At 41.4% G+C, this 24094-nt stretch carries 20 protein-coding genes and 2 pseudogenes; 10 read left to right on the top strand and 12 right to left on the bottom strand.

Annotated features, from left to right (window positions below):
* Positions 1-259: 259 nt before the first annotated feature.
* Genes AB1A03_RS08805 through AB1A03_RS08825 form a run of 5 tightly spaced genes read left to right on the top strand, consistent with a single transcriptional unit; the run spans position 260 to position 4073 of the window.
* Positions 260-1222, top strand: a complete 963-nt coding sequence (locus AB1A03_RS08805; RefSeq protein WP_354624300.1) for an NAD-dependent epimerase/dehydratase family protein — start codon at positions 260-262, stop codon at positions 1220-1222.
* Positions 1223-1471, top strand: a complete 249-nt coding sequence (locus AB1A03_RS08810; RefSeq protein WP_354624301.1) for an acyl carrier protein — start codon at positions 1223-1225, stop codon at positions 1469-1471.
* Entirely contained in the window at positions 1468-1863 is a 396-nt protein-coding gene (locus AB1A03_RS08815; RefSeq protein ID WP_354624302.1) for an aminotransferase class I/II-fold pyridoxal phosphate-dependent enzyme, read from the top strand. The genes AB1A03_RS08810 and AB1A03_RS08815 overlap by 4 nt, the downstream gene beginning before the upstream one ends.
* Positions 1864-1883: 20 nt before the next feature.
* The gene (locus AB1A03_RS08820; RefSeq protein ID WP_354624432.1) at positions 1884-2669 is read left to right on the top strand and encodes an aminotransferase class I/II-fold pyridoxal phosphate-dependent enzyme; all 786 of its coding nucleotides are present in this window, start codon (positions 1884-1886) and stop codon (positions 2667-2669) included.
* 60 nt (positions 2670-2729) lie between these two features.
* Entirely contained in the window at positions 2730-4073 is a 1344-nt protein-coding gene (locus AB1A03_RS08825) for a lipopolysaccharide biosynthesis protein (RefSeq protein ID WP_354624303.1), read from the top strand.
* A 4-nt stretch (positions 4074-4077) separates the two neighbouring features.
* Here the strand turns inward: AB1A03_RS08825 and AB1A03_RS08830 are convergent, their stop codons facing one another.
* The 4 genes from AB1A03_RS08830 to AB1A03_RS08845 form a co-directional block, all read right to left on the bottom strand.
* Positions 4078-4572 (bottom strand): DUF2147 domain-containing protein, encoded by a 495-nt coding sequence (locus tag AB1A03_RS08830; protein WP_354624304.1) that lies wholly within the window; start codon positions 4570-4572, stop codon positions 4078-4080.
* Positions 4573-4581: 9 nt separating this feature from the next.
* Complete coding sequence (locus AB1A03_RS08835; RefSeq protein WP_354624305.1) at positions 4582-5139, bottom strand: nucleoside/nucleotide kinase family protein; 558 nt, start codon at positions 5137-5139, stop codon at positions 4582-4584.
* A gap of 240 nt (positions 5140-5379) precedes the next feature.
* Positions 5380-6102, bottom strand: coding sequence for a nucleoside/nucleotide kinase family protein (locus AB1A03_RS08840; RefSeq protein WP_354624306.1), 723 nt, complete (start codon positions 6100-6102; stop codon positions 5380-5382).
* Positions 6103-6128: 26 nt separating this feature from the next.
* Positions 6129-7016 carry a hypothetical protein gene (locus AB1A03_RS08845; RefSeq protein WP_354624307.1) on the bottom strand — a complete coding sequence of 296 codons (888 nt, stop codon included), beginning with the start codon at positions 7014-7016 and terminating at the stop codon, positions 6129-6131.
* Positions 7017-7264: 248 nt separating this feature from the next.
* Between AB1A03_RS08845 and AB1A03_RS08850 the strand changes: the two genes are divergently transcribed.
* Both AB1A03_RS08850 and AB1A03_RS08855 read left to right on the top strand, forming a co-directional pair.
* Positions 7265-7993, top strand: a complete 729-nt coding sequence (locus AB1A03_RS08850; protein ID WP_354624308.1) for a nucleoside/nucleotide kinase family protein — start codon at positions 7265-7267, stop codon at positions 7991-7993.
* 58 nt (positions 7994-8051) lie between these two features.
* Positions 8052-8594 carry a phosphatase PAP2 family protein gene (locus tag AB1A03_RS08855; RefSeq protein ID WP_354624309.1) on the top strand — a complete coding sequence of 181 codons (543 nt, stop codon included), beginning with the start codon at positions 8052-8054 and terminating at the stop codon, positions 8592-8594.
* 20 nt (positions 8595-8614) lie between these two features.
* On the opposite strand, the gene AB1A03_RS08860 is transcribed toward AB1A03_RS08855, so the two are convergent.
* The 8 genes from AB1A03_RS08860 to AB1A03_RS08895 all read right to left on the bottom strand — a co-directional run bounded on the left by AB1A03_RS08860 (position 8615) and on the right by AB1A03_RS08895 (position 19349).
* Positions 8615-9124: a TolC family protein gene (locus tag AB1A03_RS08860; RefSeq protein WP_354624310.1), complete on the bottom strand. Its 510-nt coding sequence runs from the start codon at positions 9122-9124 to the stop codon at positions 8615-8617.
* The gene (locus tag AB1A03_RS08865) at positions 9031-9732 is read right to left on the bottom strand and encodes a TolC family protein (RefSeq protein WP_502945936.1); all 702 of its coding nucleotides are present in this window, start codon (positions 9730-9732) and stop codon (positions 9031-9033) included. Before AB1A03_RS08865 ends, AB1A03_RS08860 begins: the two co-directional genes overlap by 94 nt.
* 16 nt (positions 9733-9748) lie before the next feature.
* Entirely contained in the window at positions 9749-9967 is a 219-nt protein-coding gene (locus AB1A03_RS08870) for a hypothetical protein (RefSeq protein ID WP_354624312.1), read from the bottom strand.
* Positions 9967-12528: an efflux RND transporter permease subunit gene (locus AB1A03_RS08875; protein WP_354624433.1), complete on the bottom strand. Its 2562-nt coding sequence runs from the start codon at positions 12526-12528 to the stop codon at positions 9967-9969. The genes AB1A03_RS08870 and AB1A03_RS08875 overlap by 1 nt, the downstream gene beginning before the upstream one ends.
* Positions 12519-13085 carry an efflux RND transporter permease subunit gene (locus AB1A03_RS08880; RefSeq protein WP_354624314.1) on the bottom strand — a complete coding sequence of 189 codons (567 nt, stop codon included), beginning with the start codon at positions 13083-13085 and terminating at the stop codon, positions 12519-12521. Before AB1A03_RS08880 ends, AB1A03_RS08875 begins: the two co-directional genes overlap by 10 nt.
* Before the next feature lie 10 nt (positions 13086-13095).
* Positions 13096-16191, bottom strand: a complete 3096-nt coding sequence (locus AB1A03_RS08885) for a multidrug efflux RND transporter permease subunit (protein ID WP_354624315.1) — start codon at positions 16189-16191, stop codon at positions 13096-13098.
* A gap of 99 nt (positions 16192-16290) precedes the next feature.
* A complete protein-coding gene (locus AB1A03_RS08890) occupies positions 16291-17463 on the bottom strand; it encodes an efflux RND transporter periplasmic adaptor subunit (RefSeq protein ID WP_354624316.1) in 1173 nt (390 codons plus the stop codon).
* Between the two features lie 842 nt (positions 17464-18305).
* Positions 18306-19349: a GMP reductase gene (locus AB1A03_RS08895; RefSeq protein WP_354624317.1), complete on the bottom strand. Its 1044-nt coding sequence runs from the start codon at positions 19347-19349 to the stop codon at positions 18306-18308.
* Positions 19350-19744: 395 nt separating this feature from the next.
* Here AB1A03_RS08895 and rlmKL point away from each other — a divergent pair.
* The 3 genes and pseudogenes from rlmKL to uup all read left to right on the top strand — a co-directional run bounded on the left by rlmKL (position 19745) and on the right by uup (position 24094).
* A pseudogene (rlmKL, locus tag AB1A03_RS08900) lies at positions 19745-21909 on the top strand (bifunctional 23S rRNA (guanine(2069)-N(7))-methyltransferase RlmK/23S rRNA (guanine(2445)-N(2))-methyltransferase RlmL).
* Entirely contained in the window at positions 21902-22150 is a 249-nt protein-coding gene (locus AB1A03_RS08905) for a glutaredoxin family protein (protein WP_354624318.1), read from the top strand. The pseudogene rlmKL and the gene AB1A03_RS08905 overlap by 8 nt, the downstream one beginning before the upstream one ends.
* A 23-nt stretch (positions 22151-22173) precedes the next feature.
* Positions 22174-24094 (top strand): annotated as a pseudogene (gene uup, locus AB1A03_RS08910) (ATP-binding cassette ATPase Uup).

The raw sequence follows: 24094 nt of genomic DNA on the forward strand, positions 1-24094 counted from the left end.
AAGAGTTGCAGAGTCATTTAATAGTCATAAAAAGTCACTGTTTTTTAAATAATTACTGATTCTTAGGCATGTAGCATCCTGTTATTATTAGTCGGTCACACAATTCATTATAAGTATGCAATGAGTTGAGGTATTGAGTTTGCATCAACATAGCTGGTATGTATAATGCAGCGGTTTAATACTGCTATCGTGAGGTCATGGATGAATTCATATAACGCTAACCATGTTCAAAACCCTTGCCATAAATTAAGATCAAAAATTGTCTACTACTAAATTAGAAATAGCGCTTACTGGCGCGACCGGATTTATCGGAAGCCGGCTTATCTCCTTGCTTGTACATAGGGGCTGGCATGTGCGTGCCCTGTATCGCCCTAAAAAAGGACGGACTCAGCCAAAATTGCCCGGAGTAACCTGGGTTGCAGGCGATTTGAGCAATCCGCAATTATTGCGTGATTTTGTCAAAGGTACGCATACCGTTATTCATTGTGCGGGTGTGGTAAGGGGGGCTACTCAGGAAGATTTTGATAAGGTAAATGAACAGGGGGCTTTAAATGTAGCCGAAGCTGCAGCGGAGCAAAGCATTGCGCCTCGTTTTCTACTTATTTCATCATTAGCAGCACGTGAGTCACAATTATCTTATTACGCAGGCAGCAAATGGCGTGGAGAGTGCGCGCTAAAAAAGGTAGCAAAAAATTTACGCTGGACAATATTACGACCGCCTGCGGTATATGGACCGGGGGATAAAGAGTTATTGCCACTATTTCGCAGTATCGCGAATGGCTTTGCCCCTACGCCAGCAGTGAAAAATAGCAGTATATCGATGATTTATGTTGATGATTTAGCGCTGGCTATAATCGCTTGGTTAGAAGCGGACAGCGGCTATGGTCAGACATTTGAGCTAGACGATGGTTTTCAAGGTGGCTATAACTGGGCTAACATCCTTGAAATTGGTAGCCGCGTGTTACGTGATGGTGGTAAAGTCCGGCGGATACAGATCCCTATATTTATTTTTAATATAGTCGCGAAGATTAATTTGTTCGCTGCAACATTGTTTTCCTATGCGCCAATGTTAACGCCTGGTAAGGTAAGAGAAATTATCCACCCTGATTGGTTAGCAGATAATAAAGCATTCCGTCAGGTGATTGACTGGCAACCGCAATATAATTTGCAACGTGGTTTGGCAACTATCTTCAATAAAGATGATAAATCTAAAGGGGGCTAAATGGAACAGCAAAGTTTGCTTGCTTATGTGTGTAACGCCCTCGCATTACGAACAGAAAAATATTTAGAAATAGATGAAAACACTGATTTAGTTAAACAATTACAATTGGATTCTTTGCATATCATGGAATTGATACTGGACGTAGAAGATTATTATGAGATATCAATTCCAGTTAGTGTTTTAAAAAACGTAAAGACCGTCAAGGATCTTGTGATACAAATAGAAAAAATTACAGCTGGTGAGATATGAGCATTTTTACAAAATTCAACGCTATTTTAGAGAAACGCCAACAACTTGAAATGTTAGGAATCGATCCCTTTGGCATCCAGGTTGAAAAAATGAATAGCCCAACGGAGGGGATTATTCGCGGGCGAAAAACGATTTTAGCGGGCACAAATAATTACTTAGGTCTGACATTTGATAAAGACTGCCTTGACGCTGCATACAATGCATTAGAATTCGAAGGGACTGGGACAACTGGTTCGCGTATGGCTAATGGGAGTTATTCTGGCCACCGAAATTTAGAGTTGGAATTGGCTGCATTTTATCAAAAAAGGGATTGTATTGTATTTTCTACGGGGTATTTAGCTAATTTAGGCATGTTATCAACACTTGCCGGCCCGATGATACCGTCATATTAGATGCTGATTGCCATGCCAGCATCTACGATGGCTGCCGTTTAGGTGGAACAAAAACGTTACGTTTCCGTCATAATGATCCTGAACATTTAGCAAAACGTTTGCAACGCCTTGGTGACAAAGCCTCTGAGGCTTTGATTGTCGTTGAAGGTATCTACAGCATGCTTGGTGACCACGCATTATTAAATGAGTTCATTGCCGTAAAACGTGAATATGGTGGTTACTTATTTGTAGATGAAGCACACTCCCTAGGCGTACTCGGTGAACGAGGCAGTGGTTTAGCTGAGGAACTTGGTGTATTGGATGATATTGATTTTATCGTTGGTACTTTTAGTAAGAGTCTTGGCGCTGCTGGTGGTTACTGTGTGAGTAACCACCCTGAATTAGATCTTATTCGCTATTCAAGTCGTCCCTATATTTTTACGGCATCGCCTTCACCATCAACGATTGCCACAACGAGGGCGGCATTAGTTAAGGTCGCTGAGGGGAAAGATTTGCGTGCGCGATTGCATTACAATGCAAGGCGCTTACATGCAGGGCTTAGTGCGTTAGGTTATACCTTGGGCGCGCCTGCAAGTCCTGTGGTTGCGGTGGTTTTCAAAGATAAAATGGAAGTGCTTACCTTCTGGGATAATCTTCTTGAAATGGGGGTCTACACTAACTTGATGATACCGCCTGCGACACCTAATGGTGCTTTCTTAATTCGTTGTAGCGTTAGTGCTGCACATACGGATCAACAGATTGACACTATTTGTGACATATTTGCTACGTTAGGTAAAAAATTACAACTGCAACTACGTGCGTCATAAACATCAATGAGAAAAATAGTATTCAATAAGTGATGCTTATTATGATAAAAGGAAGTGCACGTGAGTAGTGCTAAAGCGATATCTCCCGTGCAAAGTCCAATGCGTAGAGTGTTAAGTAATTTTTTGCTGCTTGCTCGCGGACGAGTGGTTGCCGCCTTGATGTTATTTGGTGTTACGGCTCTACTTGCCAGAGTACTTGGGCCTGTTGAGTTTGGTATGATAGTGTTGATCGAAACCTATGCATTACTGACTCGAGGCCTGCTTAATTTTAAACTTTTTGATGCCATTGTTCGATTTGGTGTGCCTGCCTATGATGCTAAAGATACCCGTACATTACGTCGTTTAATTCAGATTTGTTGGCGTCTTGACCTTATCACAACTGCGAGTGGGGCGATCATTGCGATATTGTTAGCACCCGTCGTTGGCCCTCACATGGGAATGGATAGTAACCACGTTTTTTTTCTCACCCTATATAGTTTTGTTATTTTCGCTTCGATAGGCAATGGCACCTCTCGAGGTCTTCTGCGATTATTTGATAAATTTGATATTATCGGCAAACAAATGTCAGTTGGACCACTCGTTCGTTTTGTAGGTGTTTGTATTGCATGGTGGTTTGATGCTTCATTTGCTGTGTTTATTTCTATCTTAGCAATTGGTTCAATAAGTGAAGATCTCTACCTAAATTTTTATGGGTGGCGTGAATACCGTAAAAAAATCGGGCCTGCTGAAAATTCACAAGATACACATAATATGCGAGTTGACGAATTCACAGGGCTACGCCATTTTATTTGGGTGACCTATTGGCAAGCTAATGTCGATATGGTTCCTAAACGTATCACAGTGATGTTGGCTGGTTACTTATTGGGAGCATCAGAAGCGGGTTTATTACGTCTAGCACGGCAGTTTTCTAGTTTACTTTCACAGCCTGCGGCACTGATTCGTCAAGTGGTCTTTCTTGATTTAACGCGTAGTTGGAATCAGGGCAGTAGTGACTTTAAAGTCGTGGCCTATCGAACGGCCATGCTAGGTGCATTATTTGGCCTTGTCTTTGTCGTTGTCGCTCTTTTCTTTGGAGAGGCATTGCTACAACTTACTGTCGGTCAAGAGTATATTGCAGCAGCACCAGTACTGGCACTATTATTGTTTGCATCTACCTTAGATTTGACGGCCTCGTCATTACGTTCGGCATCTTATGCGATTGGTCATGCTGGTTTAGTTTTGCGTGTTTATACGCTATCTGCACTGCTTTATTTAGTGATGTTTTTTGCGTTGACTTCATTTTTTAGTTTGATTGGTGCAGGAATAGCAGCTTGTGTTGGTGCGGCAATTCCTCCCATGGTTATGTTAAATTTAATCCATAAAAGTATATTAACTATTCCTGTGGTGAAGAAAAAGAGCAAGTAGTTTGCTATTCATACCAATTGCTATTACACCACTGTAGTTTACTGTTTGGACGGATCCAATGTGTTGTTATCCCAAAAAAGGGAATACCGACATAGCCTCTTACTTCGAGCTCCCCTTGGTCAGTAAGCTCGATAGTACTGCGGTAGGTATCACCATCGCTCGGGTTATAAATCGTTCCATCGCGCCAATGGTTTTTATCAACGGCAGTAAATCCAGAGAGTATGGTCAAGCCACAACGAGGAGTATTTCGTCGTGCTTTGTCTGGATTTTTGCTATCAAGTTTAGGTTTACCATCTTTCTTATAAGGCTTTTTCAACCAGACTATTTTTCCGCATAACTGTCCCTGACAATCCTCAACCAATACCGCCACTTTTTGTTTATCACGTTCGAGCCAAAGACCATAAACCTCGCCTTTACCCTCTGTTGATAACGGCAGGCCAAAGGCATTTGCCGCAACGCATAGCGAAAAACATAGTGGGAGTTTATATTTCAATGTCATGGCTATCTTTTATTGGCGCTTATTGTGATATTGAGCGATAGCTTGTAAGGCCGCCTCTAAGACTTCTTGATAGGGCGCTCGGGAATCGATATCGCAAATCTGTACGCCATTAAATGTTAAGCGTGGCATCACTGAAATTTTATCACGTAACTCTACGATGTTATGGTCTGGTTTGCGAGAATAGGCGGTATCCGCATCTATGTTAAGGCGAATGATGAGATCCGGTTTGTGACAAGCCATCCATTCATAGAGTCGTTGTTCACGCTCTGCAAGTTTACGAATTAGTAAGTTATTGGTTCTATTTACGGTTAAACCTGGACCATCATAATGAAAACCGGCTATTTCAGCTTGAGGATAACGATCTGCAATAACTTGTATTCCTTTACGTGACAATCGACGAACTTTGAGTAGTTGCAGTGCACGCCACCAAGAGAGGATGTACATAATGATTGAGGTGGTTGTACCGGGTAAATTTTTCTTGATATCTTGCGCACGTTGCGCTTTAGCATTGAGATAGCGTTCTAATCTAACACCAAAAAATGGGATATATTTTATTTTGTCACCCATTTCACCCGAAATAGTGCCTAAATAACGTCTTTCAACGCGACCATTAGCCCGTAGATGAGTGAGTAAATCTGCCGTTAGGGTAGATTTTCCTGTACCATCGCAACCGACAACGGCGACGACCCCGATCAGAGGTGTATCGATTCTTTTTTATTGCGTTTAAATTCAAACATGTAAAACTCAGTTAATAATATTAATAACAAGGATAGCTAAAAATTAAGCATACGCCGGTTATTTAGGGGATTAAAATCTATTACGGGTTAATTTTTGGTTGATTTTTGTTAAGGCGGTATCTAGCACCTGCTGGTAAGGAGAGGTACCATCTAATTCGAGAATATCCGCACCATTGAAAGTGAGGGTTGGAATAACCGACACTTTGGCTTCTAACATTTTTAATTTATGGTCGGGTTTACGATCGTGTGCCGTTTGTGCATCAATATTAAGTCGTATTAATAGTGTCGGAATATGGCTGGCCATCCATTCATACAGTTTTTGCTCTCGAGCTGCTAATTTACGCACTAACCAACTATTGTGATTTAATCCACCGAGCCCTGTGCCATCGAAGTAAAACCCTGCCGTCTCAGCCTGAGGATAACGATCCGTGATCACTAATGTGCCTTTACGGGTAAGTGATAACATGCGCCGAAACTTATGTGCTCGCCATAGGGAGAGCAGATATATTACGATTGTGGTCGCTGTATCGGGTGATTTGCTCTCTTTGCTATGAGCACCTTTAGCCTTGTTTTTTAAGTAGCGACTCAATGACGGGCCAATGAATGGACGGCTTTTTATCCAATCGCCAATATTGCCGGATGATTGCCCTAAATAGAGTAGCTCAACAGGGGCATGTGATTGTAATTGTGTCAGTAAATCAGCGGTTAGTGTCGATTTTCCTGAGCCGTCACAGCCAATTACGGCAATGACATTGCTAAGAACCTGCTCTTTTTGTGGATATGAAGATTTCAAATTAAACTCGTATATATGTCGGGATATTAATGCTCTGTACTTTTCATTAACTGGAATTTTTGCGTGTAGCTTTCTAAGCGTACTTTTATCTCAGCTGGTATTGGAAAAGTATCCTCAAAATATTTTTCAGGATCTGCGAACTTAGTGATAATCAGATCATCATGAAAGCTGCCCATCATACCATTTATTGTACTAAGATATTCAGAGATCTTGTTGTGGTACTGTGATGGATAAAGAACTTTGAGATTGTCGTAAAGAGCAACTTGACGGCTAATGACTTTTCTCGTTTCATGAAACTCTTTTCCGGTCACTTCAGATTGCTTAAGGTGTAAACGTATAAAATCAATTTCACTATGTATATAGTGTTGAAACGTTTCCGTGCTACTTGCTTTAAAGTGCTCCACTTCCCTTGTTATAAATCTATAAACAAAGGGGGTAAGTAATATGCGTAATCGATTAACGGCCCATTTCATGTTGCTATATTTTTTATTTTTAAACGCATCCTGAAATTTCCCCATCTTTCTAGTTAAATTACTAAAAAGGTTAGGGTATGTATGATTCTCTCCACAGGTCACATAGGCAAAGCGAAGGTGTTTGAATTTAGCTCGGATATCTTTATAGACCTCCTGTTCAGCAGGGTCAAGTTGGTGTTGTCGGTATATTTTGAAAATCAGTGCTTTTAAGGTTTGCCGTTGTACACCGAGTTCCCAAAGTTGTAGGCATAGTTGATAGCATTGATTAAGTTGTGCTTGACTATAGTTTAGGTGGATTTCATCGGGAAGCGTTGCATTTGGATAGATATCGTCATGTACAAGCACAGCTGCAAAAAGTTTTTCACACTGTTCCCTAGTAAATGGTAACGGCTGATCTATAGTGGTATTGGTGGCAAAACTTTTGTCAGCTTCCGATTTCATAGATGATCCTGAATTTATAAATAATGATTGCTAAGCGCTATAACTGTTAGGCATTGTATGTTTTATCCGTTGTTAAGGTCAATGTGTGACAACCTTTAAAGTGTAAATCACAAAAAAGGGTATTAACGGTAACAAATATCCCATCGAATTGATGATGTGATATTATGCGTAACTATTTTATTCAGTTGCGCATCATGCGGCTAAATAGTTATAAATTATCAATATTTTAAAATGTTAAAGGGTTATAAATGTCAGCCAATGAAAAAAAACTAGCACCGATGATAGCGATAGTCGGTTGTGATGGTTCAGGGAAATCAACCGTTGTCGAACAAGCTTTGGTATGGGCACAAAGTTATGGTCCTGCAGCAAGTGCACATTTAGGTAAGCAAGGGGGCAACCTTGGGCGAGCCTTAAATAATTTACCATTGATTGGCAAATGGATTGAACGAGTTCAAGAAAGTAAAGCGGTAAAGGTGCATAAAGCTTATGACGCCGACAAAACACCGGAATTTTTACCGTCATTAGTTATCTATTTACTGACTCTAAGACGCCTGCGCCGGTATCATCGTATGATGAAATTACGCAGTAAAGGGTTAATTATTATTACCGATCGCTATCCGCAAAATGAATATACTAAAGCGATTGATGGTCCAGGATTATCGATTACGGCCAAGGGGAGCTCTATTGTACGTTGGTTAGCCAAGCAAGAGCATAAAGCTTTTCAATGGATGACCAGTTATACCCCTGATTTAGTGATTAGACTGAATGTTGATTTGGATACTGCCTGTGCACGTAAGCCAGACCACAAAAGAGATTCATTAGAGAAAAAAATTAAAGTTGTCCCGCAACTTACCTTTAATGGCGCACCTATTGCAGAAATAGACACAGTACAACCGTTAGAGGATGTATTAGCGGAGGTAAGAGAGGTTATATCACAATCATTAACTGAACGTGGATATGATAAACATACCTGTTAATTATGATGCCTATTTTAGATGAAATGGGCTAAATCTCTTCAACAAAAAGGAGTTTGTTATGTTTTCTCGTTATATCGGTTCTTTTTTAATATTAATGGTTTCAACCATTCCCGTTGCGCATGCCTTAAGTGATAAGAAATGGGAGAACATCAGTGACATCGGTGTTTATTCTTTACTTGGTACTGCCTTAGCGTTGCCGGCAGTACGTGATGACTGGGAAGGTACCCGTCAAGCAGGCTATAGTATTCTTTTAGCTAGTGGAGTTACTTTTGTTGGTAAAGCGCTAATCAATGAGGAACGCCCTGATAAGAGTGATAATGATAGTTTTCCTTCTGGCCATACAACAAGGGCCTTTGCTTCAGCGACAACGCTACATCGTCGTTACGGTTGGGAAATTGGATTCCCTGCCTATGCCGTAGCGTCGCTTACTGGTGGGGCTCGTGTCGCTGCAGATAAACACTATTGGCATGATGTGTTAGCGGGCGCCGCTATCGGCATTGCAAGTGGTTGGTTTTTTACTGATGCTTATGATGATCAAGTACAGTTAACACCTTGGGTCGATACCCAAGGTGTTGGGCTTAACTTGACAATGTATTGGTAGTATGTGGAGCTGAGCTGCAACTACTGCTCAGTTTCTTCGCTAGTGGGAGGTGTAGCCTGCCACCCTCCACCAAGTGATTTAATTAATGTCACACTTGCTAGTAGGCGACGCCCTAGAATTTTTAATGCTTCGCGCTCATTGGAGAGGGCCGAGGCCTGCGCAATAATGATCGATTGGTAGTTTGTAACACCAGCGTTATATTGATTATTGGTCACCTTCACGACTTCACGTAATGCAGTTAATGCATTGTTTTGAGAGTGAGATACTTCCTCTAGTAGTTGCAATTCGACCATGCTGTCTTCCACCTCTTTAAAACTATTAAGTATGGTTTGACGATAATTGGCGACAACGGATTCATATTCAGCCTTTGCAGAGCTGCTTAATGCGTCAATTGCACCTGCAGAATAGAGTGGTACCTCTCCTTTTGCACCTCCTATTAAACCACGCGAGATAGTGGCTCCTGCAAATAGGCTAACCTCTGGGTATGCTTGTGCCATGGCAACCCCAATTTTTGCACTAGCTTCCGCCATGCGTCTTTCTGCAGCAACAATATCGGGGCGGCGTTCAGTAGGTCTGCGGGTAAGGTTTCAGGAATGATCGGTACTTGTATAGCAAAAGATTTTGCTGGAAGTGAAAAATCACTAGGTGCTTTGCCCGTTAGTATTGCAAGACTGTGTTCAAGTTGCGCGCGTGTTATTTGCGCATTAAATAATTGAACTTTTGCGCTGCTTAATTGACCCTGTGCTTGCGCAATATTATCGCTATTAGCGACGCCAGCATCATATTGATTACGGGTGATCTGTAAAGAACTTTCATAGGAAAAGACGGTATTTTGTAATAGCGATAGCTCTTCATCTTGCACTCTTAACAGAAAATAGTTTTTTGCAAGTTGTGCCTGTAATGATAATTTGGCAGCCGCAAGGTCCGCTTGACTTGCTGCAACAAAGGCTTCATTGGCTTCAATGTTACGTTGCAGTTTGCCCCATAAATCGAGCTCCCAATTCATTAAAATCCCCAAATCATTGCTACCACCGGCAACAACGGTTGGTGATTTCCCCGCTTGAGCGATATTCGCTAATGCGGTCGCCTGTGATAATTTGGCTGCCATGCTTTGTAATGAATAATTATTTAGTTCCACTTGAGAAAGTAGTTGATCAAAGATCCGAATCGTTATAAACCAACCACCAAGCAGCGTTATTTGTTACTTTGAAATTGGATAACTGATTATTATCAGCGCTTTCTTTATAGGCATCGGGTATATCCATGCTTGGGCGCTCATAATCAGGGCCAACAACGGTACAACCAATACTAAAGGTGGCCAATGAGATGCAAATAAGTTTGCTTAATATATTTTTTTGTAGAGGGGCTATCATTATTTTAAATCCTCCACCACGTTTGTGATATCCGTGGTGCGATGAACAGGGCGGCGTAATTGCTTTAACCAATGGCTGAACTTATCTAGGTAAAGATAAACAACGGGGGTGGTATAGAGTGTTAATAATTGGCTCATAATTAATCCTCCACCAATGGCTATGCCAAGTGGTTGGCGCATTTCAGCGCCATCTCCTTGACCGATAGCTAATGGAATAGCTGCAAGTAATGCAGCAAGCGAGGTCATTAATATTGGTCTAAATCGCAATATACAAGCTTCATAGATCGCCTTTTCCGGTGTAATTGATGATTGACGTTGTGCCGCGAGAGCGAAATCAATCATCATGATCGCATTTTTCATTACAATTCCGATCAGCATAAAAATACCAATCATGGCAATGACATTAAAATCGGTCTCAAAAAAGAGTAGGGCTAAGAGTGCGCCAACTCCCGCAGATGGGAGTGTTGATAATATTGTTAATGGATGAATTAAGCTTTCATAGAGCATACCTAAAACAATATAAAGTGTTAAGAAAGCGGCGAGTAGTAAAATAGGCTGTTCATCAAGCATTTTTTTAAATGCTTTTGCTGAGCCTTGAAAACTACCGCGAATCGCACTGGGTACGCCAATATCCTCCATTGCAGCCTTAATGGCATTAGTCGCCTGAGATAAAGAGACGCCGGGAGCGCGATTAAAGGAGATATTGATAGCAGGGAGCAAGCCATGGTGCTCAACTCTTAATCCAGAAACGCTTTGCTGATAGGTCGCAATCATGGAAAGCGGGACCTGTCCGCCATCAGCCGATTTAAGGTAGATATGATCCAGTGATTGTGGTGATTGTGCATATTCAGCCGCTAATCCCATGACCACCTGATATTGATTCAATGGTTCATAAATAGTTGCTACAGATCGTTGTGCAAAGGCATGGTTAAGCAGTGTATTTATCTGTTTAATGGTAATACCATAGCGAGCGGCTGCATCTCTATCAATGACTAACTCCGTCTGTATCCCTTTATTTTGCTCATCGGTATCAACGTCAATTAATTCAGGGACTTTTGCGAGAGCGTTACGGATCCTAGGCTCCCATTCCCTGAGAATATCAAGGTCATCGGATTGCAGGGTGTATTCGTAGGAAGAGCGGCTACGACGGCCACCCATACGAATATCTTGTACAGGTTTTAGGGTCAATAGCGCACCGGGAATGTTATCAATTTGTGGGCGTAGCCGTTCTACAATTTCAAATGCGGTAACGCCGCGGTCCGCCAAAGGTTTGAGCATAATAAATAGCTCACCTCTATTACTTTGACCCCCTCCGGTAAATCCGACCACACTATCTACGCCTGGATCGGCACTAATTAGTTCGATATATTGCTTTAGTTTACTTTCCATTACCTTGAATGAGGCGCTTTGGTCACCCTCAATCCTGCCGGTTATTTGTCCTGTATCTTGTTCAGGGAAATAGCCCTTAGGCACTATCACATAAAGGTAGACATTGAAAAATATCGTTGCCAGTAGCATCAGCATGGTAAATTTAGGGCGCTTAAGTACCCACTGTAAACTGACATCATAACCACGTAACAGCGCTGTAAAACCGCGTTCGCTCCATTGGTAGAGTTTGTTGTGTTTAGGTATTGCATCAGCGGATTTTAGTAATTGTGCACACATCATAGGCGCAGTTGTTAATGCAACAATTAAGGAAATGATGATAGCAACGGCTAATGTAACGGCAAATTCACGTACAAATAATCCGACATAGCCTCCCATTAATAGCATGGGTAAAAATACGGCAATCAAAACTAGGGTCATGGTCAGTATAGTTGAACTCACTTCCTTGGCACCCACTAAGGCGGCCGCACGAGGAGATAAACCATTTTCGATGTGGCGCATTACATTTTCAAGTACCACAATGGTGTCATCAACGACGAAGCCAACGACAATGGTTAATGCCATTAACGATAAATTATCTAAGTTGTAATCGAGCAGATACATCATGGAAAAAGTTGCGATTAAAGATACCGGAACCGCTACAATCGGAACCAGTGCCGCTCGCCAATTACGTAAGAATAAAAGTACAACTAAGGTGACTAATATAACGGCTATGATAAGCGTTTCACCCGCATCGTGCATCGAAGCGCGAACAGTTGATGTCCGTTCCATCATAACATCAACGTCGAGCGCATTAGGTAATGAGGCTTGCAGAGTGGGCAGTAGTTGGTTGACGCTTTCAACGGTCTCAATGATGTTTGCATTAGGGGCGCGCCTGATTAATACGAGCACCGCTGGCTTTTCATTTGCTAATCCGGCATGGCGTAAATCTTTAACGGAATCAACCACATTGGCGGCATCTTTAAGTTGTAAACTGGCTCCTGATTGATTGTAACCAATGATGATTGGCATATACGCTTGCGCATTACTCGCTTCGCTATTGACCGATAATTGCCAGCGTTTATCACCTTCCTCTAATGCACCCTGTGGTTGGTATGAGTTGGTAGCCGCGATGGCGTTACGCACATCTTTAAATTCAATTGCATATTGATTAAGGACATGGGGATTTAACTCAATTCGTACAGCAGGGGGGAGCCTCCACCGATTTCAACATCGCCAACGCCTTTTAATTGCGATAATTTCTGCGCAATGATGGTCGAGGCTACATCATAGATTTGCCCTGAAGTCATGGTATCCGATGTCAGCCCAAGTATCATGACAGGGGCGTCAGCCGGATCGACTTTACGATAACTCGGATTACTTGCAAGGCCGGCAGGCAGCGATCCTTGTGCCGCATTTAGCGCGGCTTGCACATCCCGTGCGGCACCGTTTACATCGCGTGAAAAATCAAATTGTAAAACAATATTTGCCGTACCAAGGGTACTGGTTGATGTCATCTCTGTAATACCAGATATGCGTCCCAAGGATCGTTCCAGCGGCGTTGTGACGGCTGCTGCCATTGTTTCTGGGCTTGCTCCGGGTAATGAAGCCTTTACTTTGATGGTCGGAATATCAACCTTTGGTAAAGGAGCAACGGGAAGCAAGTACAGGGCAACCGCACCGACCAACATCATACCAATAGTGAGTAATGTGGTTGCGACGGGACGATCGATGAATGGTTTAGAGAAATTCATAGATATTCACTTATTCATTATCATCGGTCATTTTATTACGATGTCCGAGTCGCTCAAATAGAAGATATATAACAGGCGTGGTGAACAGCGTTAGCATTTGGCTGACAATCAAGCCCCCGACTAAGGTTACACCAAGCGGATGGCGTAACTCGGAGCCATTTCCCCAACCAAGCATTAATGGTAGAGCAGCCAGTAGTGTCGCCATCGATGTCATGATGATTGGACGAAAACGCAGTAGTGACGCTTTAAATATTGCATCTCTTGCGCTGATACCTTCATCTCGCTGTGCCTCTAGTGCGAAGTCGATCATCATAATGGCATTTTTCATGACGATGCCAATTAATAAAATAATCCCGATAATAGAGATAACATTGAGCTCATTACCCGTCATCATCAAAGCAAGTAACGCTCCAATACCTGCAGAGGGTAAGCTTGATAGAATAGTAATTGGGTGGATATAGCTCTCGTAAAGAACACCTAATACAATATAAACGGTGATGATTGCAGCGAGAATTAATAACAGCTGACTTGTTAATGAGCTTTTGAAGGCTTGGGCAGAGCCTTGCAGTTTTAGCTGCATGCTGGCGGGTAATTGCAAATCATGTTGTGCAATCTCTATTGCCTCCAGCGCTGCATCCAAGGACGCTCCTTCTGCAAGGTTGAAGGAAATCGTGATTGCCGGGAACTGGCCGATACGATTAATCGCTAAAGGTGCACTGCGTTCAGTGATTTCTGCTATGGAAGTTAGCAGTATTTGCTTATCAGGCTTACTGCCATTGGCAACACTGATATAGACATTATTCAATGCTTCAATACCCTTGCTAAATTCAGGTTTAACTTCGAGAACCACATGTTGCTGACTAGTTGTTGTAAATAGAGTGGCAACTTGTCGCTGGCCAAAGGCATTATAAAGCGTGTTATTGACCGCCTGCGCAGTGACACCTAATCGGCCTGCTAAATCGCGATTTATCTCTATGTGGGCTTCTAACCCGGCATCAAGTTGATTGCTGGTTACATCTGCTAACGTTGATGATTGCTGTAATCGTGAAACAATACGGGGTACCCATTGACGTAATAAATCACCATCAGCATCTTCGATGGAAAGTTGATACTGTGTACGGCTCACTTGATATTCAATGGTGAGATCTTGTACAGGTTGCATAAATAATTCGATTCCCGGTATTTTTTGTGCCGCTGTTTGCAGGCGTCGAATAACCGCTTGAACACCGGCATCTCTATCTGCTAATGGTTTTAAATTGATAGTGAAACGGCCACTATTAAGTGTCGGATTACTACTATCGACACCAATAAAAGAGGAGATGCTTTGCACCGCAGGATCTTCGAGTATGATCGCTCCTAATGCCTGTTGTCGTTCAGCCATTGCTGTAAATGAGATGCTCTCTGGTGCTTGAGAAATACCTTGAATTGCGCCTGTATCTTGTACTGGGAAAAACCCCTTTGGAATCAAAACGTATAATACAAAGGTCAGTAGTAAGGTTGCCAATGCGACCATTAATGTTAACATTTGTCGAGCAAGTACCCACTCTAACAGCTTTCCATAGCGTCGCGTCAGGCGCTCAAACCAACTATTACTATCGTGAAATTGTTGTGCTTGATTTTTAGTCGGATCGTGTTTTAGTAAACGAGCGCACATCATCGGTGTTAAGGTCAAAGAGACTAACGCTGAAATTAAGATGGCCACGGAAAGAGTAATTGCAAATTCGCTAAATAATCGCCCTATAACATCCCCCATAAAGAGTAAAGGGATCATGACGGCGATTAATGAAACGGTTAAGGAAATAATGGTGAAACCAATTTGTTTCGATCCTTTTAATGCAGCGACGAGTGGCGGCTCACCGGCTTCTATATGACGCATGATATTTTCAATCATAACGATCGCATCATCGACCACAAATCCCGTCGCAATAATCATTGCCATCAGAGTAAGGTTATTAATAGAAAAACCGGCAAGATACATAACGGCAAAGGTGCCAACAAGTGAGAGTGGTACAGCGACACTTGGAATAATTGTCGCAGGGATATTACGTAAAAACAGAAATATCACCATCACGACTAAGGCAATCGAAATAAATAGCTCAAACTGTACATCACGTACCGAGGAGCGGATCATTTCGGTTCTATCCGATAAAGTAGCAACATTGACGCCCTGTGGTAGAGAGGCTTGTAATTCAGGGAGTAATGTTTTGATGTTGTCGACTACCCGGATAACATTGGCATCGGGTTGGCGTTGAATATTTATAATTAATGCAGCCGATTTATTTGCCCAAGCGGCAAGGTGGGTATCTTCAATGCCATCACTTACATCGGCAACATCTGACATGCGAATAGGGGAGCCATCACGATAAGCAATAATCATCGACTTGAATTCATCAATCGATTTAAGCTGATCATTAGCATTAATTATTGAAGCTTGAGTTGGGCCGTCAAATCCCCCATTGGGTAAGTTCGAGTTCGCGTTGCCAATGGCTATACGTAAATCATCAAGGGAAAGTTTGTAAGCCGCTAATGCATTTGGATTGGCTTGGATTCTAACAGCAGGTCGCTGTCCGCCACTGATACTGACCAGTCCAACGCCGGATACTTGAGCAATTTTAGCTGTTAACCGTGTTTCAGCTAATTGTTGTAATAAGGATAAAGGTAATGTATCGGAGGTGAGTGCCAAGGTGATAATTGCCGGATCAGCCGGATTAATTTTATTGTAAATAGGAAACTGAGGCAGATCCCTTGGTAGTGCACTGACTGCGCCATTGATTGCCAATTGTACATCTTGTTCAGCAATATCTAATGGCAGATCAAGATTAAACTGTAAGGTGATAATGGAGGCACCGCCTGAACTGGTCGATGACATCTGATTTAAACCGGGAATACGCCCAAACTGCCGCTCTAAGGGGGCGGTAATTGTTGAGGTGATAACTTTTGGACTAGCCCCTGGGTATAATGTGACTACTTGGATGATTGGATAATCAAACTTAGGCAAAGCCGATAGTGGCAACAAACGGTAAGCAAAAATGCCCACTAGCATAATTGCCACCATTAACAGTGATGTTGCAACGGGTCTTAGGATAAAGGGACGTGAAATATTCATAGACAACCCTGTTGTGAATTAAAATGGACAAACATCAGGGGGGATGTCAGTGGATTTTTTTTGGTGATGTCAGTTTTAATTTTTGTAGATGGCATCGCATTACTGAGCATCGTTATCACTCATATTTTCATCATTGCTTATTATTTTAACTTTTGCATTCGCTTTTAGCCTATCTCCCCCCTGCGTGACAACTAAAGCGCCACTTGGGATTGCAGTGCTAATCGCGCTAACTTCACCCTGAGTTGCGCTGATCGCTATCTTGGTGACACGGGCAAGATTATCGGCATCGACCAGATAAACAAAGGTTCCCTGTGTACCGCGTTGTATTGCAGAGGTGGGGATTAATGTTGTCTGTGGGTATGTCTCAACTATCATTGATACATTAACAAATTGATTGGCGTAAAACTGACCATTACTATTATTAAGTTGCGCTTTAAGTTTTACGGTGCCAGTGTGGGGATCTATTTGGTTATCAACGGCTAATAATTGTCCCGTAGCCATTTTTTTGTGCATGGCCCGATCATAAATATCAACGGATATATTGTCATTAAGCTGCATCTGTTTGAGTACCTTAGGTAAGGTATCTTCAGGAATTGAGAAAACAATGGCAATCGGATCTATCTGTGTGATTGTCACGATACCTTTAGCTGAAGTGGGGCTAACTGCATTGCCTATATCCACTTGTCGAAAACCTAGTCGACCACTGATAGGCGCAACAATATCAGTGTATTGTAATTGTAATTGAGCACGGGTAACGGCCGCTTCATCTGCTGCTACGGTAGCTTTATATTGCTGTAAAAGCGACTCTTTAGCTTCGAGCGTCTGTTTTGATGTCGACTTTTGGCTAAGTAATAATGTATAGCGCTCTACGTCTGCCTTGGCATTTTCCAGTAGCGCTTTACTTAATTGTAATTGTCCTTCGGCAAGTTTTAGCTGAGCGGCAAATGGTTTTGGATCCAGTTGAGCTAATAGTTCGCCAGCCTTAATCATTTTGCCCTCTACAAAGGCGATATTAATCAACTGGCCTGCTACGCGACTTTTTACATCAACAACATTTATCGGGGTAACGGTGCCCAATGCGAACTGAGCAATATTAAAATTATCTTGGCGAACTGGGGCGACAACGACAGCAGTTGCTGAGGGATCGTTTTCGTTGCTCATACCTTGAATAGCGGTTAAAGGCGCTTCTTGCCTTTGATAGGTGCTATATACTAGAACGAGTATCAAAACAGCTAGCATTAACAGAATTTTTTTCACAGTTGCTCGTTGCATTAACCACAGCCTTAATGTTAAATGTTGACGTAAAACGCCGAGAAGAAAGAGCATATAAAATAGCAGATCTATTTTACAGGTTGAAATCACTTCCATATTAGTTGTAAGTTTCGTGAAGGGAATACCTATTCACATATACTCACACCTCTAACTCAAGCGTCTCTTTCTGTGTAAAATTGAGATCTGATACTTAATCCTATCGCTATTAATTATTCACTTAGATGGTCAGTAATTTTATTCACGTAATGCAAATAACCTATAAACATCAAAAATTTAAATAATTATTCTATAGTATAGATAGCGCTCATTTTTATTCAAAAATACCTCTTAAATAGTACACGCAGCTTCTATTAAGATCATTAAAAATTTAAATCCAGCCTCGCTTTTTTACAAACTAAGTTGTTGATCGAAACTCTTCGATATTTTATTGCCCTAGAAAAGCAGCGTTGCAATGATATATAGTATTATACCAATCGGAGTAAATAGCTGATTGATTTTGCGGATTAAAATAACTTACTTTTTTGTTGTAAGTTTCGTAAAGGGAGCAACCATTTACGTCAACTTACGCCTCAAATTAAGCCATTTTTCCTGCGCAAAATTTAGATACATACTTAATCCGATTGGTATTACTTTGTATCTGGCTATTTGAAGTGCAGATCAAATAAGTGTCGGTGGGGATAATAAGGGGGCATAGCTTGCTATGGCGTGCCGTTTATTCGCTCATTTATGTTTGTTAAAAATGAGCGAATATAGCCATGTTACTTCAAGCTGCAAAGTCAGCGCTAAAAAGATTGCCTGACAAAGCATCTTGAGGTGACATGGGGATTTATGCTGACACTATTTTATTCTTTACCAAATACATTGTTTTCTTGCTCAAGAACACGAATAAATGTGGTACGTTTTGAAAGTTGTTTTAAAGTTGATGCGCCGACATAGGTACAGGTTGAGCGAACACCTCCCATAATATCTTGAATTGTTTCTGATACACCACCACGATAAGGTAACAAAACGGTTTTACCTTCCGCAGCACGGTAATTAGCGACACCACCTGAGTGTTTTTCCATGGCGCTTTTAGAGGACATTCCATAAAATTTCATGAACTTCTCGCCCTCTTTTTCTATCACTTCACCACCACTTTCGCTATGCCCTGCAAGCATACCGCCAAGCATGATAAAGTCAGCGCCGCCGCCAAAGCCTTTTGCAACATCACCAGCACAGCTACAACCGCCATCGCCAATAATACAGCCGCCAAGACCGTGTGCTGCATCGGCACATTCTATAATGGCAGAAAGTTGAGGGTAGCCAACACCTGTTTTAACACGCGTTGTACAAACAGAGCCAGGGCCGATACCGACTTTTACAATATCAGCTCCAGCCAAAATAAGTTCTTCACACATATCGCCTGTAACAACGTTCCCCGCTGTGATCACTTTATCAGGAAATGCCGCACGCACTTGTTCAACATATTCAACAAGGTGTTCAGAGTAGCCGTTAGCAATGTCAATGCAGATGAAAATCAAGTCATCAGATAGGGCCATAATATCTTTGGTTTTTTGGAAATCTTTTTCAGATGTTCCCGTTGATACCATGACGTTATTTAATACTGAAGCGGTATTTTCTTTAACAAATCCAGCCCAATCGTCCACGGTGTAATGTTTGTGAATGGCTGTTAATACTGAGAACTCAGAAAGGGATTTAGCCATGTTAAAGCTACCTACTGAATCCATATTTGCGGCAATTATTGGAACTCCTTTCCACTTACGACCGCTATGCTTGAACGTATATTCACGGGATAAATCTACCTGTGAGCGACTCTTTAAAGTCGAACGTTTTGGACGGAAAAGGACATCTTTAAAACCTAATTTTAGATCTTGTTCAATACGCATAACTGTTTCCTACTAAATGGATAGCAAAATGGTTAACAAATGGGTTTTGATTTACAGGCATAAACGGCAGGCAAAAAAAACCGGGGCACTTTTTTCAAGCGCCCCGGTTGAAAATAGTATAGGGATTAATTTTTTTTTTTGCAATAGAATAAAAGTCAATTGTAGATATTTTACATTTCGTAATTTGATTATATTGAGATAATTTCAATGGGGGTAAAATAGCCGGTTATTGGGTTCTATTTTTACTCATTGCCGATGCTCGCATTCTCGTGGCGTTTGGGTATAATACGGGCTGTTTCATTCCCCCCATTTATTGCGCGAGAGTCATTATGTTAAGTTACTTTATCCCCACCGCTAAAGGTTTAGCCCCACTGCTTGAAGTTGAGCTGAAAGAGATGGGTATTGAAAATTGCAAACAGATGAATGGTGGTGTGGCCTTCGATGGCACCTTAGAGCAAGGGTATCAAGTTTGTTTATGGTCTCGTTTTGCTTCGCGAGTACTATTAAAATTGAGTGAATTCAAAGTATTAAATTCCCTTGACCTATATTTAGGTTGTAGCAACATCCCCTGGGAAGACCATTTTGATGTTAGCAACACATTCTCTATTGATTTCTCTGGAAGCAACGATGACATCCGTAATACTCAATTTGGTGCATTAAAAATTAAAGATGCAATCGTTGACCGTTTTCGTAAAAAATTCGATGATCGCCCAAATGTTGAAAAGCGCGATGCGGATATTCGTTTCAATGGCCGCTTGTGGAAGGATAAAGCAACAATTTATTTAGATCTATCTGGCTCACCCTTGCATTTGCGAGGCTATCGCACTATCGCAGGAGAAGCGCCAATGCGTGAAACGCTTGCTGCAGGGATTTTAAAACGCAGTGGCTGGCAGGGGAAGCGTTGCTTGATCCTATGTGTGGTTCCGGCACCATTGTCATCGAAGCAGCAATGATGGCTCTTAACATTGCACCAGGTACACTACGTACCCGCTTTGGTTTTGAAAACTGGAAAAAACATGACAACGACTCTTGGCAAACACTAAAAACGTCAGCACAAGTGTATGCAAAACGCGCTGTTAATAAATGTGAAACACGTTTTTACGCCTCTGATTTAAGTCGAGATATGATTGAAATTGCGCGAAAAAATGCGCAAAGAGCAGGGGTTCTTGAGGTTATTGAGTTCTCCGTTAAGGATGCTAAAAAAGTATTACCTCCCGAGGAGTTAGAAACCGGTATTATTGTGACTAACCCCCCTTATGGAGAGCGCTTAGGTGGATTTAGCGATACGATTACGCTTTATACGGAGTTAGGTCACCATTTCAAAGATGCCTTTGCCGGTTGGAATTTATCCATGTTTGCCGTGGATACCGAGCTGCTTAGCTGTTTAGGGATGCGTGCAGGTAAAAGTTTTAAATTTTTTAATGGCCCAATAGAATGTGTCCTTAAAAATTATCGTATTTCTCCCAAACGTGATATCGCACCGCAGATACCTGATGTTAGCACTGAATCACAACCGATAAACCCTTGGACAATGGGGCGTGGCGGTGATCCACTTGTCGCTCAAGATGAAAGTGAATCAGCGATAGTTTTTAAAGAAGCGAAACAGATTAAACCCGCAATATATTCAGAAGCCTTCGCCAATCGTTTGACTAAAAACATGAAAAAATTAGAAAAATGGGCTCGACGGGAAAATGTTCAATGTTATCGTCTGTATGATGCTGATTTGCCTGAATATAATGTCGCTATTGACCGTTATGATGATTATATTATTATCCAAGAATACCGCGCACCTAAGGAGATTGATGCAGGGAAAGTACGTCGTCGCTTCTTAGATATCGTCTCTACTGTACGTTATATGTTGGATCTTTCCGATGATAAACTCGTTATCAAAGTGCGTGAACGTCAAAAAGGACGTCAGCAATATGAAAAATTGGCGAGTAAAAAACAATCTTTAGTGGTACAAGAAGGTGCTGCAAAGTTAATTGTTAACTTACAAGATTATCTCGATACGGGGCTCTTTTTAGATCACCGCCCAACGCGTTTGCGTATAGCACAAATGGCGAAGGGGAAAGATTTCCTTAATCTATTTTGTTACACCGCAACGGCTTCTGTCCATGCCGCGCTAGGTGGTGCCAAATCGACTACGAGTGTCGATATGTCAAAAACCTATTTAGCTTGGGGGGAAGATAACTTTGCCGAAAATGGTATTAAAGGAAAACATCAATTCATTCAGCAAGATTGTATCAAATGGTTACAACACGCCCATGAGATGTTCGACCTTATCTTTATTGATCCTCCCACGTTCTCCAATTCTAAACGAATGAGTGATGTGTTTGACGTGCAAGAAGACCATGTTGCATTACTTACTTCTGCTAGTGACCGTTTAAACCCGCGTGGGGAAATTATATTTTCTAATAATAAACGTGGATTTAAATTAGATGCAGAAGCAATTAAAGCATTAGGATTTGCGATTAAGGACGTTTCTCAGGCTTCGATTCCCGAAGACTTTAAACGTAATAGTAAAATTCATCAATGTTGGATTTTAACAAAGCATGACTAATGGCGCGCCATTGCTGTTATATTTTACGGATGGTTGTCATTTGTGTGATGATGCCGTCAGAATATTGCAACAAGCAAATACCCCTTATACAAAAATCGATATCATCCACTCTCAAGCGTTAGTGGATCGATACGGTTATTTCATTCCAGTGCTGGAAGATGAGCGTGGAAATAGTTTGTACTGGCCATTTGATTTAAAGCTATTAAACGATTTTCTACACATTGAATCTAATAAAAATTGAAACCTAATAAAAAGAGACCTTAAGTGGCATTATTAACTTTACACAATGCAGAACTCGCCTTTGGTGATAACCCATTATTAAATAAATCTAATCTAGTTATTGAAGCTAACGAACGCGTTTGTTTGGTAGGTCGTAACGGTGCAGGTAAATCAACATTATTAAAAGTATTGGATGGCCGTATTCAATTAGATGATGGCAGCTTACTGATTAATAACGATGTTAAAGTTGCGCGTTTAGAGCAGGATCCTCCGACGGCGAATACCATGAGTGCCTATGACTTTGTTGCTTCAGGCATGGAAAATGCCGGGGAAATATTAAAGGCATATCACCATCAATTACATGTTATTTCTGAAGATTGTAGTGAGAAAGAGTTAAATAAATTACAAAAATTACAAGAGCAAATAGATCAGCTCGATGCGTGGCAGTTAGACAGTAAAATCAATCAAATTTTAGATCGTTTGGCGATCGATCCCGATACATCATTAGATCAATTGTCAGGTGGTTGGTTACGTAAAGTGGCCTTAGCAAAAGCGCTGGTCAATGATCCTGATTTATTATTACTTGATGAACCAACCAATCACTTGGATGTGGGGACTATTGAATGGTTAGAGCAATTTTTAATGAGCTTTCAAGGTTCAATTGTTTTCATAAGTCATGACCGTGAATTTATTCGTCGCTTAGCAACACGTATTGTTGATATCGATCGAGGTCAGTTAAGTTCATGGCCTGGTGGTTATGATGAATACTTAGTGGCTAAGGAAGAAGCGTTACGCGTTGAAGAGGAGCAAAACTCTGAATTTGATCGCAAACTTGCTATTGAAGAAAAGTGGATTCGTCAAGGCATTAAAGCCCGTCGTACCCGTAATGAAGGGCGGGTACGTGCTTTAAAAGCATTACGCAACGAACGTTCTGAACACAGAATGTGGTCGGTAAAGCTAAAATCAATATTGATGTTGCAAGCCGCTCAGGAAAAATTATTTTCGAAGCTGAAAATGTGGCTTACAGCTACGATGATTTATCCATCGTACGCGACTTTTCATGTACTATCATGCGTGGTGATAAAATCGCTTTAGTTGGTCGCAACGGTTGCGGTAAAAGTACCTTATTGAAATTACTTTTACAGCAATTACAACCAGATTCAGGCACCCTAAAATGTGGTACAAAACTGGAAGTGGCTTATTTTGATCAATACCGTGATACCTTGGATCCCGAAAAATCGGTGATGGATAATCTTGCGGAAGGTAAGCAAGAGGTTGAAGTGAATGGTGTTAAACGCCATGCATTAGGCTATTTACAAGACTTTTTATTCCATCCTGTGCGTGCTCGTACGCCCGTAAAAGCGCTCTCTGGCGGTGAAAAAAATCGTTTATTATTGGCTAAAATTTTCCTAAAACCTAATAACTTGTTGATTCTAGATGAACCAACCATGATTTCTTGATGTCGAAACCTTGGAATTACTCGAAGAACTATTGGCAAATTATCAAGGCACTCTACTATTAGTTAGTCATGACCGTAGTTTTGTCGATAATACCGTAACTAATACTTGGTTCTTTGACGGAAACGGACATATTGAACAGTATGTAGGTGGTTATGGTGATGCTGTACGCCACAGAGATTCAGAGTACAAGTAATCAGAAGCCTGTTGGTATAGCAAAAAAAGAGAAAGTGCCAGCTAATACCGCAAAGCAAGTAGATAAACAACTTAAAAAGAAGAAGCTATCTTATAAACTGCAACTTGAATTAGATGCTTTACCTCGTCAGTTAGAGGAGCTCGAAGCGAAAGTTGCAACGCTACAAGAAAGTATTAATGCACCTGAATTTTTTACTAAAAATAGAAATGAAGCAGACCAATTCCTAGCCGAACTTGCTAAAACAGAAGAACAACTAGAAATCGCATTTATGCGTTGGGAAGAGCTAGAAGAATTACAAAATGGGGAAAATTGA

This window comes from Psychromonas sp. MME2 (assembly GCF_040566515.1).
In the GTDB taxonomy this organism is placed as follows: Bacteria; Pseudomonadota; Gammaproteobacteria; order Enterobacterales; family Psychromonadaceae; genus Psychromonas.

Bases quoted from the DNA above. Each gene is read 5' to 3' on its own strand.
- AB1A03_RS08810 (WP_354624301.1), top strand. From the start codon at position 1,223: ATGGAACAGCAAAGTTTGCTTGCTTATGTGTGTAACGCCCTCGCATTA.
- AB1A03_RS08815 (WP_354624302.1), top strand. From the start codon at position 1,468: ATGAGCATTTTTACAAAATTCAACGCTATTTTAGAGAAACGCCAACAA.
- AB1A03_RS08830 (WP_354624304.1), bottom strand. From the start codon at position 4,572: ATGACATTGAAATATAAACTCCCACTATGTTTTTCGCTATGCGTTGCG.
- AB1A03_RS08835 (WP_354624305.1), bottom strand. From the start codon at position 5,139: ATGGGTGACAAAATAAAATATATCCCATTTTTTGGTGTTAGATTAGAA.
- AB1A03_RS08845 (WP_354624307.1), bottom strand. From the start codon at position 7,016: ATGAAATCGGAAGCTGACAAAAGTTTTGCCACCAATACCACTATAGAT.
- AB1A03_RS08850 (WP_354624308.1), top strand. From the start codon at position 7,265: ATGTCAGCCAATGAAAAAAAACTAGCACCGATGATAGCGATAGTCGGT.
- AB1A03_RS08855 (WP_354624309.1), top strand. From the start codon at position 8,052: ATGTTTTCTCGTTATATCGGTTCTTTTTTAATATTAATGGTTTCAACC.
- AB1A03_RS08860 (WP_354624310.1), bottom strand. From the start codon at position 9,124: ATGGCGGAAGCTAGTGCAAAAATTGGGGTTGCCATGGCACAAGCATAC.
- AB1A03_RS08870 (WP_354624312.1), bottom strand. From the start codon at position 9,967: ATGATAGCCCCTCTACAAAAAAATATATTAAGCAAACTTATTTGCATC.
- AB1A03_RS08880 (WP_354624314.1), bottom strand. From the start codon at position 13,085: ATGAATTTCTCTAAACCATTCATCGATCGTCCCGTCGCAACCACATTA.
- AB1A03_RS08885 (WP_354624315.1), bottom strand. From the start codon at position 16,191: ATGAATATTTCACGTCCCTTTATCCTAAGACCCGTTGCAACATCACTG.
- AB1A03_RS08890 (WP_354624316.1), bottom strand. From the start codon at position 17,463: ATGCAACGAGCAACTGTGAAAAAAATTCTGTTAATGCTAGCTGTTTTG.
- AB1A03_RS08895 (WP_354624317.1), bottom strand. From the start codon at position 19,349: ATGCGTATTGAACAAGATCTAAAATTAGGTTTTAAAGATGTCCTTTTC.
- AB1A03_RS08905 (WP_354624318.1), top strand. From the start codon at position 21,902: ATGACTAATGGCGCGCCATTGCTGTTATATTTTACGGATGGTTGTCAT.